Genomic DNA, 15,848 nt, shown 5'->3' on the forward strand with positions numbered 1-15,848 from the left:
TCAGCCCTCGCGCAGCGCGTCCTCGACGCCGGTCTCGTGCTGGCCGAGGTAGACCGGGTCACGGCCGGACGCCACGTCGTACACGACCTTGACGCAGGCGGGGTATTCGCGCCTGGCGTTGCTGCGCCACGGGCCCTTGAACCGGCTGACGCTGTCGTCGCCGACGCCCGCCGCCTCCAGGCCGATGTGGCGGCAGAGCATGACGGCGCGGGCGATGTGGTAGGACTGCGTCACCACGGTCACCTGGGTGACGCCGAAGACCCGCTTCGCGCGGGCGCATGAGTCGTAGGTGTCGAAGCCGGCGTAGTCGCGCACGATCTTGCGCTCCGGCACGCCGTGCGCCATGAGCCAGGCCCGCATCGCGGTCGGCTCGTCGTATTCGTGGTGCATGTTGTCGCCGGAGACCAGCAGCACCTTCACCTTGCCCGTTTCGAGGAGCCGGCGGGCCAGGTCGAGGCGGGCCTCCAGGAACGGCGAGGGCGTGCCGTCCGCGTACACCTGCGCGCCGAGAACCAGCGCGACCGGCGCCGCCGGCACGGTCTGCTCGGTGAAGAGGTGACCGTCGGCGCCGGAGCGCACCCAGATCACGCTGCCCTTGATCAGCAGGAGCACCGCGAGCACCCCGGCGGCGGCGAGCAGCGCCAGGCGGCGCACCAGCCGCAACCATCGGCGTCGCCGCGGCGGGGCGGGCGCTGCGGCGGGTTCGGCGTCGCCGTCGGCTCCGCCGGCGGTGGCCGCTGAGATGGGCGCCGCGACGGGCTCCTCGTCAGGCATTCCATCAGCCTGACAGGGGGCGTCAACCCCGGCTCACGAGTACGGCCCATAGGACGTCACGACGTCCCACATCGACAGGGTGACGGCGCCGGCGACCAGCACGGACGCCAGCCGCGACGCGACGGGTGAGGCGGCCGCCACCCGGGCCGCCAGCCAGCCCGCGACGATCAGCAGCGCCGGCATCGCGTGGAACATCAGCCGGTCCGCGATGATGCCGATGCCCCACGTGAACGCGACCGCCGCCGCGATCGTCAGGCCCGCCGCGACCAGCGTCGCCCGCTGCTCGGCGGTGAGCGTGCCCAGCCGGACCCGCAGCAGTACCGCGAGCGCCGCCAACGCCACGATGATCAGCAGGCTCACGGTGCCGGCGACGAACACCGCCCGCAGCGTCGTGACCGTCATGTCCCGCGACTGCGCCCACAGGTCGTTGCCGCCGGGCTTGACCGCTTTCGCCAGCCAGATGAACTCGTCGTACTGCGCCGTCTCCAGGTTGTAGTAGTCGCCGGTGACCAGCCTGCACACCGCGATCCACGCCAGCTGCGGTGCGGCGAACGCGGCCAGGAACGCCCCGGCGGGCAGCAGCCCGAGCCGCCCACGCGCCAGCAGGATCGGTACCACCGCCGCCACCGTGATCAGAAAACTGCCGTAGACCAGTGAAGCGGCGCCGAGCATGACCCCGAACGCCGCCAGCCTCGGCCACGCCGGCCGGTGCAGCAGCAGCCACCGCCCCGCGACCACGGTCAGCACCGGCACCAGGAACGCGAACGTCTGCTGGTGCGGCGTCCACGTGAACGCCTTCGTGACCTCGTTGACGGCGACGAGCCCGCACAGCGCGACGGTCGCCGCGCGTGGCGTGCCGAGACCCGCGAGCAGCCAGGCGAGCAGCGCGACCGCGGTGACCGTGACCGCCAGGTTGATGGCCACCAGCGGCAGGTACGCCCGGTCCGCCTGCCGATACACCCGGTCCAGGCGCAGCGCATGCGTCACCGGCCCGACGGTCGCGGTGGCGGCCGCCGACAGCAGCACGTAACCGGGCCGCGCCTGCCGGCTGCTGTGGTAGTTCAGCACCCGCCCCGGGTCGTGCGCGAGGCGCAGGAACTCGTTGGAGTCGCAGTTCACCGGGTATGCCATGACGCTGTTGACCCGGACCCGCACGGCGCAGAACGGGTGCTCGACCCACGGGCCGAGCAGCACCAGGTGCGCCCCGACCAGGGTGCCGGCGACGCTGCCGAGCAGCAGCCACCGGCGCCCGATCCGCCGCGGCGCTGAGCGGGGAACCCTTGTCGGCGGGTGGCGCCGCTCGAACAGGCACAGCCCGGCGAGCGGCACGGCGCCGAGCGCGGCGACGATCCACCACCGGCCGGCGTCGGTGAGCATGGGCCCCTGGTAGCAGCCGTGCTGGCCACGGGGGCAGCCGGCCAGCCCGGCGAGACCGGAGCCGATCCAGCCGGCCCAGCCGAGGCACCAACCGGCGAGCAGGATCGTCGATGTCCGCCGGTACCAGATGGTCCCGACCTGTTCGTCAGCCGCGTCCGGTGGGGGCGGCGGATCGGACGGCGCGATCGTGATGACCGGCCGGTCGCCGCTTGCCTGTTCGATCCCCCCGGACGCTTTCGCGTCACGATCGTTCAGCACCCGCGCACCCTACCGTCGTATACACCCTCCGCGATGCCCCGTTCACTCTCGCGATCGTCCACCAGTCGCCGCTGCCGATGGAAACGACGGGTGTCCGATGTGGACGAAGGCGTAGAACCGTTGTGGCAGAACCGTTCGGGGGCGGGGCGGCGGGTACGCTGTGCCGCATGGACGAGCCGAGGCCCGTGACGGCGGGCATGACGATCAGTGTCCGGACCCGGCGCGACGTCGTGGTCGTCGACCCGCAGCGGTTCGTGGCCGCGGCCCGGCAGGCGCTGCGCGACCTCGACCCCGACCTCACCGAGGCGGCGGCGGCCGTGGCCATCGCGGACGTGTATGACGCCGTGCACGCCCTGCTCGACCGCGACGGCCAGCTCGCCGCCGACGCGGCCGACCCGCGGGAGCCGCACGTCGGCCGCGGTGCGCCGCGCCCCGGCGCCCGCGTCACCGACCGGGCCGACGGCCTGTCGCCGGCCGGCCTCATCCAGCAGGTCGTGCTCGACGAGCCGATGCCGTTGCAGGACTACGGCTGTTTCCTGCCGGAGGACCCGTTCGCGGTGCGCCGCTAGCGGTGCGCCGTCAGTGGGTAAATCCGTTGTCGGTGCACGGCTTCGGTGCTGCACTGGGTGCCGGAGGTGGACGGTGCATCGTCATCAGCGGCCGGCGGGCGCCGGTCACGTCGGGGACCGCATGAAGCTGCACCGCAGGTCGGTGTGGTGCGACGGGCGCATGCTCACCGTCATCACTTTGCGGCCGGACACCGACTGCCGCTTCAGCACCAACTTCTACCACGAGACGTGGCACATCCTCGGCGACTGGCGCGGCGCGCGGCTGCTGGGCCGGCTGCTGTGGGGCCTGGCGTTCCAGCGCCGCCCCGGCACCCTGGTCCTCATCGACCTGCCGCACATCGACCCGAACCCGTTCGACGGGCGCCCCAGCGACCCGATCGTGCTCGTGCCGTCGGACCTCACCGCGCTGAGCGGCGGCACGGCCCGGGCGCTGCGGCGCCGGCTGCCGCTGCGGGCCGCGCCGGAGGGCACCGTGCGGTGGCAGACCCACGGCCTCGATCCGGTGATGGCGGGACGGGTTCCGTGGGACGAGCGGCCGCCGGGCCTGCCACGGCCGCTGCCGGCCATCCCGTCAGGGGCGCCGCGGCCACGCGTCGACCGGGTGGGCGGCCTGCTGATGTTCGCCGCCTCCGCGCCCGACCTGCGTGGTTACGCGCCGGGCGTGCACGAGCTGGGCCGGTATGCCTTCCGCGGCATGGACTACACCGAGCTGGAGTCCCCGGACGGCGAGGTGCAGGTCTTCAACGACTACCGGCACCGGGTGTCCGCCGCCTGGGCGGCCCGGCGGGAGCTGCGCGCCGAGGGCGTCACCGGGACCGGTCAGGCCTTCGACGAGCTGGTCTGGGACCGCGGGACGGACGTCCGCCGCCGGGCGTTGCGCCCGATCGCCCCGACCCCCGACCTGCCACCCGGCTGACCGGCACTCCGCACGGCCGGGTGGGCGGCCGCGCTGTGGCACGCCGCCGGCCGGGCTGCGGTCGGCGAGGTGCCAGACGCGGCGCCGGGTCGCGCAGGGTGCGGCGGGGGTGACCGCACCAGCTATGGTGATGCGGTGATCCTGGTCGCACACCGCGCGGGCAACGCGCTGGCGGACCTGCGGGCCGCCCTCGACGCCGGCGTCGACCTGGTCGAGGCCGATGTCCGGCTGTATCGCGGTGCCCTGGAGATGCGGCACGCCAAGGCGGTCGGCCGGCGGCTGCTCTGGGAGCCGTGGCGCGACTTCACCCGCCGCCGCGACGTGTCGGTGCCGCTGCTGGCCGACGTCCTCACCACGGCCGCCGGCGACTCGCGGCTGATGCTCGACCTCAAGGGACCGTTCCAGGGCGTCGCGCCACTGACCGCGGCGGCGCTGCGGGAGGCGGCGCCGGGCGTGCCGGTGACGGTGTGCTCCCGCGAGTGGGGCATGCTCGCCGCGTTCGAGGACCAGCCGCACATCCGCCGGGTCTACTCGGCCGGCAACCGCCGCCAGCTCGACCAGGTGCGGCAGCTGGTCCGCCGGCAGCGGGTGGACGGGCTGTCCATCCGCCTCAGCCTGCTCACCCCGGCCGTGGTCGCCGAGCTGCACGAGCACACCGGCCTGGTCATGGTGTGGTCGGTCGACACCGAGGCGGAGCTGGCGCAGGCCCGCGCGCTGGGTGTGTCCGGCATCATCAGCAAGAACCTCCCGCTGCTGCGCAGCGTGGCACCCGCGTAGCGGGATCCGGTACCGTGCCCTGACGGAGCGGATGTGGTCGACTCCGCGCCGTCCCAGACCCCGGTGGCGAACCTGTTCGAAGGTCCCGGGAGAAGACTGTGCACATCCGCAGGGGTCGGCTGCTCTATCTGTCCAGTTTCGACGTCACGAGCCTCGGCGTGGTCCGTCGGCGGGTCCTGCGGCACCTGCACCTGGCGGGGCTGTCCGGCTTCCGTGCGGACGGCTTCCTCCTTGCCGTCGCGGAGATCCTCGCCAACGCCGTCGAGCACGGCGGCGGCTCCGGCATGATCGAGCTCCGCCACGACGGCGACCGCCTGGACTGCGAGATCTGCGACGAGGGTCCGGGTCTGCGGCCCGGCGCTCACGGCACGCACCTCGCGGCCTCGACGGACGAGCGCGGCCGCGGCCTGCGGCTGGCGCACATGCTCTGCGACCAGGTGCTGCACCACCGGGTCGCGACCGGGACCCGCATCACACTGACGATCGCCATCACCCCGGCGGCGTGACGGAGACGAAGGCGCGGGCGTCCAGGACGTAGGCGAGACAGTCCTGAGCCGGGAGCCGGACCCATTCGCGCATCGGCCGGCCGGGGCGCGGGGAGCACGGCAGGCCGACGCCGGCGGCGATGAGCTCCCCGACCCGGGCGGCCGGCAGCTTCACGATCATGTCGTCGCCGGACGTGAACGCGTAGCACCGGCCGCCGGTCTTCAGGCCGGGGGACCGCAGCATCCGGCCCACCTCGTCGTCCGGGTGCAGACGGAGCACCGCGTCGAAGACCGGGTGCACGTCAGGTCAGCCTTCGCAGCTCGGCGAGGCGCTGCGAGCGGTGGCGGCGTTCCGAGTCGGTCGCGGCGCCGGCAAGCGACTCGGTCAGTGCCTGCACGGCCTCGGCGTAGCGGCCCTCCCGGGCGAGCAGGTCCGCGCGGACCGCGTGCCAGCGGGGGCTCGGCGGCAGGTCGGCGAGCAGCGCCAGGCCGGTCGCGGCGCCGCTCGCCTCCGCGGTGGCCACCGCCCGGGCCAGGCCGGCGGCCGGGCTCGGGGCGACGGACACGAGCAGGTCGTACAGCCGGACGATCTCCGGCCAGTCGGTGTCGTCATACGAAGCGGCACGGGCGTGCTCCGCGGCGATCGCGGCCTGCAGCTGGTACGCGTCGGCGCGCCGCTCGGAGGCCTCCAGGGACGCGTTGAGCAGCGCGATCCCGCGGTTGATCGCCGAAGAGTCCCAGCGGGTGCGGTCCTGGCAGTCGAGGGTGACGACCGCCCCCGAGGCGTCCAGGCGGGCGGGGCGGCGGGCCTCGGTGAGCAGCAGCAGCGCCAGCACAGCGGTGGGGGTGGGCTGGTCGGGCAGCAGGTCGTGCAGGAGCGAAGCGAGCCGGACCGCCTCGGCGCACGCGTCGACGTCGAACACCGCGGCACCGTCGACCGGGGCGTGGCCGGCGGTGTAGAGGCTGTGGATCACGCCGCAGACGGCGGGCAGCCGGTCGGGCAGTTCGTCGGCCGGCGGCACCCGGTACGGGATGTGCGCCGCGGCGATCTTCTGCCTGGCCCGGGTGAGGCGTTTCTCGGTGGCGGCCTCCGTGGTGAGCAGGACGCCGGCGATCTGCGCGGGGGACAGGCCGCACAGGGTGCGCAGGGCGAGGGCGACCTGGGTCGGCGGGGACAGCGTCGGGTGGCAGCAGGTGAAGATCAGGCGCAGCAGGTCGTCGTGGACGACGGCGTCGGTGGGCAGGTCGGACCGGGCCAGGTCGATCATCCGGGTGCCTTCCTCCTCCTTGCCGCGGCGGGCCCGTTCGCGGCGCAGGATGTCGATGGCCTTCCGGCGGGCCGTGACGGTGAGCCAGGCGCGCGGCTGCGGCGGTACCCCCGTCACCGGCCATGCGTCGAGGGCCGCGAGGACCGCCTCCTGGACGGCATCCTCGGCGATCTGCACGTCGCCGACGGTCCGGATCAGGGTCGCGAGGATCCGCGCGCCCTCCACCCGGACCGTCTGCGCGACCGTGTCGTGGGAACTGCTCACTTGACCGCGATCACCGGGCGCACCTCGACGGCGCCGCCCCACGCCGCCGGGATCTCCGCGGCGATCGTGACCGCCTCGTCCAGGTCGGCGGCCTCGATCAGGTAGTAGCCGGTCAGCGCCTCCTTGGTCTCGGCGTAGGGCCCGTCGGTCGTGACGATCTTCCCGCCGCGGGCGCCCTCGACGCGGACGACGGTGGCGGTGGCGGTCGGGTGCAGCACGGCGCTGGCCCGGAGGCTGCCGGCGTGATCGACCGCGAACCGCCGGTATTCGGCGAGCTCGGCGGCCTGCTCCGGGGCCCACCAGTCGACGTCGGCGGTGTAGGTCAGTGCGAGGTACTGCGGCATCGGAGGCGCTCCTTCCAGGGGACCAGGGTGGCCCCTCAACCATGGAACGAACGGCGGGGACCGGAAAAGGACATGTCAGCGCGGGCGGGTGAGGCCGAGGTCGTAGGCGAAGATGACGGCCTGGATCCGGTCGCGGGCGCCGACCTTCGCCAGGACCCGGCCGACGTGCGTCTTGACCGTCGACTCGGACAGCACCAGCCGCTCGGCGATCTCACCGTTGGTCCAGCCGTTGCCGATGGCGACGAGGATCTCGCGTTCCCGGTCGGTGAGGGTGGCCAGGCGCGGGTCGGTGACCGCGGCCGCGCCGCCGAGCTGGTGCGCGAACGTGTCGAGGAGCCGCCGGGTGAGGGCCGGTGCGATGACCGCGTCGCCGGCGGCGACCGCGCGGATACCGGCGAGAAGCTCCTCCGGGTGGGCATCCTTGAGCAGGAAGCCGCTGGCGCCGGCCCGCAGCGCCGCGTGCGCGTACTCGTCGAGGTCGAACGTGGTGAGCATGAGGATGCGGGACCGGCCGCCCGACTCGACGATCCGCCGGGTCGCCTCGATGCCGTCCATGCCGGGCATCCGCACGTCCATCAGGACCACGTCGGGGTGCAGGTCGGTGGTGCGGCGCACCGCCTCGGTGCCGTTGCCGGCCTCGCCGACCACCTCCGTGTCCGGGTTGCTCTCCAGCAGCATGCGGAAGCCGAGCCGTTGCAGCGGCTGGTCGTCCACGATGAGCACGGTGATCATGCCGGGTCGCTTTCGCTGAGGGACAGGTCGGCCTCGACGCTCCATCCTCCCCCTGGGGCGGGCCCGGCGGTGACGGTCCCGCCATACATGGCCGCGCGTTCCCGCATCCCGATCAGGCCGTGGCCGGGGACGCCGCGGCGGACGGCCAGGCCGTTGTCACGGACCGTGATCCGCAGCCGGTCGCCGTCGATGCGCAGCGCCAGGTGTACGTCGGTGCTCGGCCCGGCATGCTTGAGCGTGTTGGTGAGGGCCTCCTGCACGATCCGGTAGGCGGCCAGCTGGACCCCCGCGTCCAGCGCTTGGAGATCCCCGCTGCTCTGGTACTCCACCCGCGGCCCGGCGGCACGGACCCGCTGGCACAGCGGGTCGAGGTCGGCGATCCCGGGCTGCGGGCTCAGGTCCGGTTCGTCGGTCTGCTCGCGCAGCACGCCGAGCATGCGGCGCAGCTCCGCCAGGGACCGGCGGCCGGTGTCGCCGATGAGCTGGAGCGCCTCCTTGCTGCGTGCGGGCGCGGTGTCCGCGGCATACGCACCGCCGTCGGCGAGCGTGACGATGACCGACAGGCTGTGCCCGACGATGTCGTGCATCTCGCGGGCGACGCGGGTGCGTTCGGTGGCCGCGGCGAGCAGGCTGCGCTGGTCGCGTTCGATCTCCAGCTGCACGGCTCGGTCCCGCAGCGCGGCCAGCTGCGCGCGGCGCAGGCGCACCGCGAGGCCGAGAGCGACGGCGGCGGTGCCGAAGACGGCGAGACCGAACATGGCGTCCCAGACGCCGATCGTGCCCGACAGCCGCACCACGACCACCACGTACGCCGCGAGCAGGGCCGGCGCGGCCCGCGGCAGGTGCCGCAGCGATCCGTGCAGCACCAGGTTGTACAGCGCGACGAGCACGGCCACGTCGGCGCGGAACATGATCCCCGCCGCCCACTGCACGATGAAGACGGCGATCACGGCGTGGAACGCGACGAACGGTGCCCGGCGCCGCCAGTACAGCGGCAGCAGCAGCGCGGCCTGCAGCAGCAGCATCTCCGGCAGGGAGCGGTCGGTCCACGCGATCGGAGGGCCGTCGCCGTCCTGGTGCTCGCCGATGTCGGGGGCGCCGAACATCAGGAAGATCAGCAGCACCCCGCCGGCGTCCAGCACCCAGCGGTGCCGCGCGTCCCACTGCCGCAGGCGGTGGGTGAGGCGCAGCACCTGGGTGGCCCACGGGTGCCCGACGTCGGAAGTGCTCACTGGTTCATCCTCCTGGTCCGGCACCCGCGACAACCAGGGATCAGGCGTCGGCGCGCTTGAGCCGGTACGCGGCGCCGGCGAGGGCGAGGGCCGTCCAGCCGAGCAGGACCAGCAGCCCCGTGCCCGCCGACAGCGTCCCGCTCGCGTGGTGCAGGGCGAAGATCGACTCGCCGGCGTTGCTCGGCAGGTACGGGGTGATCTCCGTCCGCCACGCCTTCGGCAGCAGCGACATCAGCCCCGGCACCAGCAGGAACGTGCCGACCAGCGCGGAGATCCCGCCGGCGGAGGAGCGCAGCAGCGCGCCGAGCGCGACCCCGATGACACCCACCAGGCCGAGGTAGACCCCGACGCCGAACAGGCTCGCCACCACCCCGTCGGTGGAGAAGGTCATCGCCGCCGTGGTCCCGGACAGGATGCCGCTGCTGATGGCGAACGAGACGAACGCGCCGGTGACGCCGACGGCGAGGGCGACCGCGCCGTACACGCCGGCCTTCGCCCACAGCACCGGCAGCCGCTTCGGCACGGCCGCGAGGGTCGAGCGGATCATGCCGGTCGTGTACTCGCCGGACGTGGTGAGGACCCCGAGGACGCCGAGCGCGATCAGCGCGAACGGCACCCCGAACAGCGCGATGCTGTGCGTGGTCGCGTTGGCGAAGTCGTCGTCCATCGGACGGCCGGAGCCGATGCTGGACTTGAACTGCAGCGCGGCGATGGTGCCGAACGCGAGCAGGAGCAGCAGGCCGATGCCGAGGGTGATCCAGGACGAGCGCAGCGACCACAGCTTCGCCCATTCGGCGCGGGCGACCCGCGGCCCGGTGACCTTGAGTCCGGCGGGGAGCGGCGCGCGCACCGGCGCCGGCCGGGTTTCGGTGATCGTCATGCTGCCCTCGCAGAGGTGTGGTATTCGACGGCGTCCTTGGTCAGTTCCATGAAGGCCTCCTCGAGGGAGACCGCCTTGCCGGTGAGCTCGAACAGGGTGATCCCGTGCGCGGCGGCCCGGATCCCGACCTCGCGGGCCGGCAGCCCGGTCACCTGCAGCTGCTCCGACCCGGGCCGGCCGGTGATCCCGACACCCGGGCCGGCCAGGACCTGCCGGAGCCGGGCCGGGTCGGCGCTGCCGACGACGACGGTGTCCCCGCCGGCGTCGCGGACCAGGTCCTGCACCGTGGTGTCGGCGAGGACCCGGCCCCGGCCGACGACGATGAGGTGATCGGCGACGAGGGCCATCTCGCTCATCAGGTGCGAGGACAGGAAGACGGTGCGGCCCTCGGCGGCCAGACCGGTGAGCAGCTGCCGGATCCACAGCACGCCCTCGGGGTCCAGGCCGTTGACGGGCTCGTCGAGCATGATCGTCTGCGGGTCGCCGAGCAGCGCCGCCGCGATGCCGAGCCGCTGGCCCATGCCGAGGGAGAACGCGCCGGCCCGCTTGCGGGCCACCGACTGCAGGCCGGTCAGCTCGATGACCTCCGACACCCTGGCGCGGGGGATGCCGTGCGTGTGCGCCAGGACCATCAGGTGGTCGAACGCGGAGCGGCCCGGGTGGATCGAGCGGGCCTCCAGCAGCGCGCCGACCTCCCGCAGCGGCGCGGCGTGCCGGGCGTACCGGCGGCCGTTGACCGTCACCGAACCCGACGTCGGCGCGTCCAGCCCGACGATCATCCGCATCGTGGTGGACTTGCCCGCGCCGTTCGGCCCGAGGAAGCCCGTGACCGCGCCCGGGTGGACCGTGAAGTCCACACCGTCCACGGCCGTCTTGTCGCCGTACCGCTTCGTCAGCTGCCGTGCCTCGATCATCGTCGCCCCTCAGTGCCGCTGTCGGACCTTGCACCATGAACGCTAGGCATTCGGGCAGGGCGTTCCGTCGTACCGCGGTCCGATCTTCGGAGGCGGCGGGTGGTACCGCGGTACCAGAGCAGGACTGGCAGAAAGTTCTTACCTGACTCCCAGGAAGCGCGGTTAGGTTAGGGACATGCGCCCGAACGGGAGGCCCCCGGAGGCACCACGCGACCTGCAGGTCGACTTCGACGTCCAAGGCGACGTGCTCGCCAACGGAGACCCGCCCCGGCCGTCCCGGCAGTGGCCGAAGCTGCCGCAGGTCACCGCACCCCGGCGGGGCGTCCTGCTCGGCGTCGCGGTGGTGCTGGCGCTGGTGCTGACCGCGTTCATCGCCTTCCAGGCAGGCTCCGACGGCTCCGACGCCGCCAGCGCCCGGCCATCCGCGTCGCCGTCGCCGTCGAAGTCGGGACCGCCGACGATCGCGCAGATCTATGCGTCCGTGGCGCCGTCGGTCGTCACGATCCAGGCCCTCGACGGTGACAAGGTCGCCGCGACCGGCACCGGCGTCGTCGCCAGCGCCGAAGGGATCATCCTCACCGCCAACCATGTGGTCGCCGGCGCCGGCAGCATCCGGGTCGTGTTCGCCGACGGCACCCAGGCCGCGGCCAAGGTCGCCCAGGCCGACCCGGCGATGGACATCGCCGCGCTCGCCCCCGAGGCGCTGCCCGACGTGCTCGTGCCCGCCGTCATCGGCAACTCCGACCGCCTCGCCGTCGGCAACACCGTCGTCGCCGTCGGCAACCAGCTCGGGCTCACCAGCAGCGCCACCGCCGGCGTCATCTCCGGCCTGGACCGCACCGCGACGAACCCCGACGGCACCAAGCTCACCGGCCTCATCCAGTTCGACGCCGCGGTCAACCCCGGCAGCTCCGGCGGCCCGCTCGTCAACGCCAAGGGCGAGACGATCGCGATCGTCGTGGCACTGGCCAACCCGACATCCGCCGGCACGTTCGTCGGCGTCGGCTTCGCCGTCCCGATCGGCGCCGCCCTCGGCGCGGGCGGCGGCGACCAGGCACCACAGCAGTGAACACCCGCTCGCAGACGTAAGGACGATACGTGGACACATCATCCGAAAACGGCATCACCGGCGCCGTCGAGCAGGTCCTGTACGAGGTCAAGAAGACCATCGTCGGGCAGGACGCGCTGCTGGAGCGGCTCATGGTCGCGTTGCTGTCCCGCGGGCACATCCTCGTCGAGGGCGTCCCCGGCCTGGCCAAGACCCTCGCGGTGAAGGCCCTCGCGGCGGCGATCGGCGGGCAGTTCCACCGGGTCCAGTTCACCCCCGACCTGGTGCCGGCCGACATCGTCGGCACCCGGGTCTACCACCAGCTCAGCGGCGAGTTCCAGGTGTCGCTCGGCCCCGTCTTCACCAACCTGCTGCTCGCCGACGAGATCAACCGGGCCCCGGCGAAGGTGCAGAGCGCGCTGCTGGAGGTCATGCAGGAGCAGCAGGTGACCATCGGCCGGGAGACGCACCACATCCCGCGGCCGTTCCTGGTCATGGCCACGCAGAACCCGATCGAGTCCGAGGGCACCTATCCGCTGCCCGAGGCGCAGGTCGACCGGTTCATGATGAAGGTCGTCGTCGGCTACCCCAGCCCGACGGAGGAGTTCGTGATCGTCGAGCGGGCCATCTCCCCGCTGCCGATGCTGCAGGCGATCGTCGACCCCGAGCGGCTCATCCAGATGCAGGGCCAGGTCGAGCAGGTCTACGTCGACCCGTCCCTGATCGAGTACTCGGTCCGCCTCGCCAACGCGACCCGCCGGCCGGAGGAGGTCGGGCAGGGCGACCTGGCCCGGTACATCAGCTTCGGCGCCAGCCCCCGCGCCTCGATCAACCTCGTCCTCGCCGCGCGGGCCCTGGCCTTCATCCGCGGCCGGGACTACGTCATCCCGCGCGACCTCACCGAGCTCGCCCTGGACATCTTCCGGCACCGGCTGGTGCTGTCGTATGAGGCGCTGTCCGACGACGTCACCGCCGACACGATCCTCACCCGGGTCATGGCGGCGCTGCCCGTGCCGGTCCCGGTCAGCAGCGGAAGCCGCTGACCGTGGCGAGCGCACCCGACCGCCTGCTGCGGCGCCTGGAGTGGCAGGTGATCCGCCGGCTCGACGGGCAGCTGCAGGGCGCCTACCGCACCGTGTTCCGGGGCAGCGGCATCGACTTCGCCGACCTGCGGGAGTACACGCACGAGGACGACGTCCGCCACATCGACTGGAACGTGACGGCGCGGCTGGACGAGCCGTATGTGCGGCAGTACACCGAGGACCGGGAGCTCACCGCCTGGCTGGTGCTGGACCTGTCGGCGTCGATGCGGTTCGGCGGTGCGCCGCGCGGCAAGGACTCGCTGCTCACCGAGCTCGCCGTGTGCCTGGCCCGGCTCTTCACGCAGGGCGGCAACCGGATCGGCGCGATCCTCTACGACAACGGCCTGCAGCGGGTCGTGCCGGCCCGCACCGGCCGCACCCACGTGCTGCGGCTCGCCCACGAGATCGGCAAGGCGACCGAGGCCCTCGCGTCCCGGAAGGCCGCACCGGGCCCGGCCACCGACGTCGACGCGATGCTGCGGCTGGCCGCGTCCCAGGCCCGCCGGCGCAGCCTGGTCTTCGTGATCTCCGACTTCCTCAGCGGCGACGACGGTGACACGATCAGCTGGGAGGACTCGCTGCTGCGGCTCACCCACCGGCACGAGGTCGTCGCGATCCGGGTCGTCGACCCCATGGAGCTGGACCTGCCCGACCTGGGCCTGGTCCTGGTCGAGGACGCCGAGACCGGCGAGCAGGTCCTCGTCGACACCAGCGACCCGATCTTCCAGCAGCGGCTGCGCGAGCAGGTCGACGGGCGCGAGGCCGCGCTCGCGGCCGCGATGCGCCGGGCCAGGGTGACGCCGCACCGCGTCTCCACCGACCAGGACCCGCTCCTGGCACTGGTCGAGATGGTGCGTTGGTCGAAGAGGCGTCGCGCATGAGCTTCCAGCACCCGATGCTCCTGGTCGTCGGAGTCCTCGTAGCGGTAGCGGTGGCGGTGGGGTACTGGTGGCTGCAACGGCAGCGGTCCCGGGCCCTGGCGGCCGCGGGACTGGCCACGAACAAGGACGGGATTCGCCGGCACCTGCCGCCCGTCCTGTTTCTTGCCGCGCTGACGCTGCTGCTGCTGTCGATCGCCCGGCCGCAGGCGGACCTGCCGGTCGCCAGGGCCGCCGGCACCGTCATCCTCGCTTTCGACGTGTCCAACAGCATGGCCGCCGACGACGTCGCGCCGTCCCGGCTCGCCGCCGCGCAGCAGGCCGCGATCGAGTTCGCCGAGGCCCAGCCGGACAGCGTCAGCATCGGCGTGGTCGCCTTCGACCAGGGCGCGCTCACCACCCAGCAGCCCTCCGACGACCACACCGCGACCGTCGCCGCGATCAAACGGCTCCAGATCAACGGCGGCACCTCGATCGGCCAGGCCATCCTCGCCTCGCTCACGGTGATCGCCGGCAAGCCGGCGCAGCTGCCGGAGGAGGGGCAGCCCGCCGCGGACCTCGGGTACTGGGGCAACGCCACGATCGTGCTGCTGTCCGACGGTGAGGACACCGGCGGGCCCGACGCCGTGGCCGCCGCCCAGCTCGCCGCCACCGCCGGCGTGCACATCGAGACCGTCGGCGTCGGCACCGTCGAGGGCGCCACCGTGAAGATCGACGGTTTCCAGGTGGCGACGTCGCTGGACGAGGAGCTGCTGACCGAGGTCGCGCAGACCACGACCGGCTCCTACCACCGCGCCGAGAACATCGAGGCGCTGCACGACATCTACAGCGCGCTGGACCTGCGGCTGACCACCCAGGTGAAGCCGGTCGAGCTGACCGGGGCCGCCGCCGTGATCGCCGTGCTGCTGCTCACCATCGGGGGCATACTGATGACCACCTGGTTCGGACGGATCCTCTGATGTCGCTGCACTGGCCGTGGGCCCTCGTCGCGCTGCTGGCGTTCCCGTTGCTCCTCGCCGTGCGCTGGTGGACGCGCCGCCGCAAACGCCGCGCCGCCGTGCGGCTGCCGAGCGTCGCGCTGATCCGCGCGGCCCTGCCCGGCCGCACGTCGTGGAAGCGGCGGGTGCCGCTGTGGCTGTTCGCCGCCGGCCTGCTCGTCACCGGCGTCGCCGCGGCCCGGCCCGAGGCGTCGGTGGTCGTGCCCGACAGCGCCGCGACGATCATCCTGGCGATGGACGTGTCGGGCTCGATGTGCTCCACCGACGTGGCACCGAACCGGCTGACCGCCGCGCAGAAGGCGGCCCGCGAGTTCATCAAGGACCACGACGGCAACCAGAAGATCGGCCTGGTCGCGTTCTCCGGCATCGCCGGGCTGATCGTGCCGCCGACGACCGACAGCAAGCAGCTCCTGGACGCGATCGACGGCCTGCGGACCTCCCGCGGCACCGCGATCGGCCTGGCCATCCTCGCCTCGATCGACGCGATCGCCGAGATCAACCCCGACGTGCCGCCGACCGGCGTCGAGGTCCCCGACGACGGCACCGTCACCGGCGAATACGAGCCGGACACGATCGTCGTGCTCACCGACGGCCGCAACACCGACGGCGTCGACCCGCTGACGGCCGCGGCCGCCGCCGAGGCCCGGCGCCTGCGGGTCTACACGATCGGCTTCGGCACCGCCAACCCGTCGCCGATGGTCTGCTCCAGCGACCAGATCAGCGGCGGCACCCAGTTCCGCGGCGGTCCCGGCGGCCAGTTCGGCGGCCGCGGCCGGTTCCAGGACATGGACGAGTCGACGCTGACGAAGGTCGCCGACACGACCGGCGGCAAGTACTTCAAGGCAGAGGACGCCGAGTCCCTCGGTGACGTGCTGCGGGACCTGCCGAGCCAGGTGACGCTGCAACGCAAGAAGACCGAGCTGACATCATGGTTCGCCCTGGCCGGTGCGGCCCTGGTACTGCTCGCGGTCGGCCTCGCACAGTGGTGGAACCGCACGCGAATACCGGCGCCTGCCCGTCCCGCGGGTGGCTCGTAACGGCGGTACGCTGTC

The 15,848-nt window shown here is 73.1% G+C and carries 18 protein-coding genes; 9 read left to right on the forward strand and 9 right to left on the reverse strand.

What is annotated here, in order from left to right; translation table 11 throughout:
- Nucleotides 1–774: an ElyC/SanA/YdcF family protein gene (locus AB0K00_RS47550; protein ID WP_363536350.1), complete on the reverse strand. Its 774-nt coding sequence runs from the start codon at nt 772–774 to the stop codon at nt 1–3.
- A 33-nt stretch (nt 775–807) separates the two neighbouring features.
- Nucleotides 808–2,409: a hypothetical protein gene (locus AB0K00_RS47555; RefSeq protein WP_363536353.1), complete on the reverse strand. Its 1,602-nt coding sequence runs from the start codon at nt 2,407–2,409 to the stop codon at nt 808–810.
- A gap of 167 nt (nt 2,410–2,576) precedes the next feature.
- On the opposite strand from AB0K00_RS47555, the gene AB0K00_RS47560 reads away from it, so the two are divergent.
- The 4 genes from AB0K00_RS47560 (at nt 2,577) to AB0K00_RS47575 (ending at nt 5,177) form a co-directional block, all read left to right on the forward strand.
- Nucleotides 2,577–2,978: a hypothetical protein gene (locus tag AB0K00_RS47560; protein WP_363536356.1), complete on the forward strand. Its 402-nt coding sequence runs from the start codon at nt 2,577–2,579 to the stop codon at nt 2,976–2,978.
- Between the two features lie 73 nt (nt 2,979–3,051).
- The gene (locus tag AB0K00_RS47565) at nt 3,052–3,894 is read left to right on the forward strand and encodes a hypothetical protein (RefSeq protein WP_363536359.1); all 843 of its coding nucleotides are present in this window, start codon (nt 3,052–3,054) and stop codon (nt 3,892–3,894) included.
- A 135-nt stretch (nt 3,895–4,029) separates the two neighbouring features.
- Entirely contained in the window at nt 4,030–4,671 is a 642-nt protein-coding gene (locus AB0K00_RS47570; RefSeq protein WP_363536362.1) for a glycerophosphodiester phosphodiesterase, read from the forward strand.
- Between the two features lie 98 nt (nt 4,672–4,769).
- Nucleotides 4,770–5,177: an ATP-binding protein gene (locus AB0K00_RS47575; RefSeq protein WP_363536365.1), complete on the forward strand. Its 408-nt coding sequence runs from the start codon at nt 4,770–4,772 to the stop codon at nt 5,175–5,177.
- Here AB0K00_RS47575 and AB0K00_RS47580 read toward each other — a convergent pair.
- The 7 genes from AB0K00_RS47580 to AB0K00_RS47610 form a co-directional block, all read right to left on the reverse strand.
- Nucleotides 5,161–5,457, reverse strand: a complete 297-nt coding sequence (locus tag AB0K00_RS47580; RefSeq protein WP_363536367.1) for a hypothetical protein — start codon at nt 5,455–5,457, stop codon at nt 5,161–5,163. The genes AB0K00_RS47575 and AB0K00_RS47580 overlap by 17 nt on opposite strands.
- Before the next feature lies 1 nt (nt 5,458).
- On the reverse strand, nt 5,459–6,688 hold the full coding sequence (locus tag AB0K00_RS47585; protein WP_363536369.1) for a sigma-70 family RNA polymerase sigma factor: 1,230 nt from the start codon (nt 6,686–6,688) through the stop codon (nt 5,459–5,461).
- Nucleotides 6,685–7,032 carry a YciI family protein gene (locus tag AB0K00_RS47590; protein WP_363536372.1) on the reverse strand — a complete coding sequence of 116 codons (348 nt, stop codon included), beginning with the start codon at nt 7,030–7,032 and terminating at the stop codon, nt 6,685–6,687. Before AB0K00_RS47590 ends, AB0K00_RS47585 begins: the two co-directional genes overlap by 4 nt.
- Before the next feature lie 75 nt (nt 7,033–7,107).
- The gene (locus AB0K00_RS47595) at nt 7,108–7,764 is read right to left on the reverse strand and encodes a response regulator transcription factor (RefSeq protein WP_363536375.1); all 657 of its coding nucleotides are present in this window, start codon (nt 7,762–7,764) and stop codon (nt 7,108–7,110) included.
- Entirely contained in the window at nt 7,761–8,996 is a 1,236-nt protein-coding gene (locus AB0K00_RS47600; RefSeq protein ID WP_363536378.1) for a sensor histidine kinase, read from the reverse strand. The genes AB0K00_RS47595 and AB0K00_RS47600 overlap by 4 nt, the downstream gene beginning before the upstream one ends.
- 40 nt (nt 8,997–9,036) lie before the next feature.
- Nucleotides 9,037–9,876: an ABC transporter permease gene (locus AB0K00_RS47605; protein ID WP_363536381.1), complete on the reverse strand. Its 840-nt coding sequence runs from the start codon at nt 9,874–9,876 to the stop codon at nt 9,037–9,039.
- On the reverse strand, nt 9,873–10,790 hold the full coding sequence (locus tag AB0K00_RS47610) for an ATP-binding cassette domain-containing protein (RefSeq protein WP_363536384.1): 918 nt from the start codon (nt 10,788–10,790) through the stop codon (nt 9,873–9,875). The genes AB0K00_RS47605 and AB0K00_RS47610 overlap by 4 nt, the downstream gene beginning before the upstream one ends.
- Nucleotides 10,791–10,965: 175 nt before the next feature.
- Here AB0K00_RS47610 and AB0K00_RS47615 point away from each other — a divergent pair, with 175 nt between their 5' ends.
- Genes AB0K00_RS47615 through AB0K00_RS47635 form a run of 5 tightly spaced genes read left to right on the forward strand, consistent with a single transcriptional unit; the run spans nt 10,966 to nt 15,833 of the window.
- Entirely contained in the window at nt 10,966–11,859 is an 894-nt protein-coding gene (locus tag AB0K00_RS47615; RefSeq protein ID WP_363536387.1) for a trypsin-like peptidase domain-containing protein, read from the forward strand.
- Nucleotides 11,860–11,888: 29 nt separating this feature from the next.
- Nucleotides 11,889–12,881 carry a MoxR family ATPase gene (locus AB0K00_RS47620; protein WP_363536390.1) on the forward strand — a complete coding sequence of 331 codons (993 nt, stop codon included), beginning with the start codon at nt 11,889–11,891 and terminating at the stop codon, nt 12,879–12,881.
- 2 nt (nt 12,882–12,883) lie between these two features.
- Nucleotides 12,884–13,801, forward strand: a complete 918-nt coding sequence (locus AB0K00_RS47625) for a DUF58 domain-containing protein (protein WP_363536393.1) — start codon at nt 12,884–12,886, stop codon at nt 13,799–13,801.
- Nucleotides 13,798–14,757 carry a VWA domain-containing protein gene (locus tag AB0K00_RS47630; RefSeq protein WP_363536396.1) on the forward strand — a complete coding sequence of 320 codons (960 nt, stop codon included), beginning with the start codon at nt 13,798–13,800 and terminating at the stop codon, nt 14,755–14,757. The genes AB0K00_RS47625 and AB0K00_RS47630 overlap by 4 nt, the downstream gene beginning before the upstream one ends.
- Nucleotides 14,757–15,833 (forward strand): VWA domain-containing protein, encoded by a 1,077-nt coding sequence (locus AB0K00_RS47635; protein ID WP_363536399.1) that lies wholly within the window; start codon nt 14,757–14,759, stop codon nt 15,831–15,833. Before AB0K00_RS47630 ends, AB0K00_RS47635 begins: the two co-directional genes overlap by 1 nt.
- Nucleotides 15,834–15,848 lie beyond the last annotated feature (15 nt).

Origin of the sequence: Dactylosporangium sp. NPDC049525 (assembly GCF_040676755.1) — a bacterium.
Taxonomy (GTDB): domain Bacteria; phylum Actinomycetota; class Actinomycetes; order Mycobacteriales; family Micromonosporaceae; genus Dactylosporangium.

What these genes read in the sequence shown, in the direction of transcription:
- AB0K00_RS47595 (WP_363536375.1), bottom strand. Translation starts at nt 7,764, where the DNA reads ATGATCACCGTGCTCATCGTGGACGACCAGCCGCTGCAACGGCTCGGC.
- AB0K00_RS47605 (WP_363536381.1), bottom strand. Translation starts at nt 9,876, where the DNA reads ATGACGATCACCGAAACCCGGCCGGCGCCGGTGCGCGCGCCGCTCCCC.
- AB0K00_RS47560 (WP_363536356.1), top strand. Translation starts at nt 2,577, where the DNA reads ATGGACGAGCCGAGGCCCGTGACGGCGGGCATGACGATCAGTGTCCGG.
- AB0K00_RS47630 (WP_363536396.1), top strand. Translation starts at nt 13,798, where the DNA reads ATGAGCTTCCAGCACCCGATGCTCCTGGTCGTCGGAGTCCTCGTAGCG.
- AB0K00_RS47635 (WP_363536399.1), top strand. Translation starts at nt 14,757, where the DNA reads ATGTCGCTGCACTGGCCGTGGGCCCTCGTCGCGCTGCTGGCGTTCCCG.
- AB0K00_RS47550 (WP_363536350.1), bottom strand. Translation starts at nt 774, where the DNA reads ATGCCTGACGAGGAGCCCGTCGCGGCGCCCATCTCAGCGGCCACCGCC.
- AB0K00_RS47590 (WP_363536372.1), bottom strand. Translation starts at nt 7,032, where the DNA reads ATGCCGCAGTACCTCGCACTGACCTACACCGCCGACGTCGACTGGTGG.
- AB0K00_RS47610 (WP_363536384.1), bottom strand. Translation starts at nt 10,790, where the DNA reads ATGATCGAGGCACGGCAGCTGACGAAGCGGTACGGCGACAAGACGGCC.
- AB0K00_RS47615 (WP_363536387.1), top strand. Translation starts at nt 10,966, where the DNA reads ATGCGCCCGAACGGGAGGCCCCCGGAGGCACCACGCGACCTGCAGGTC.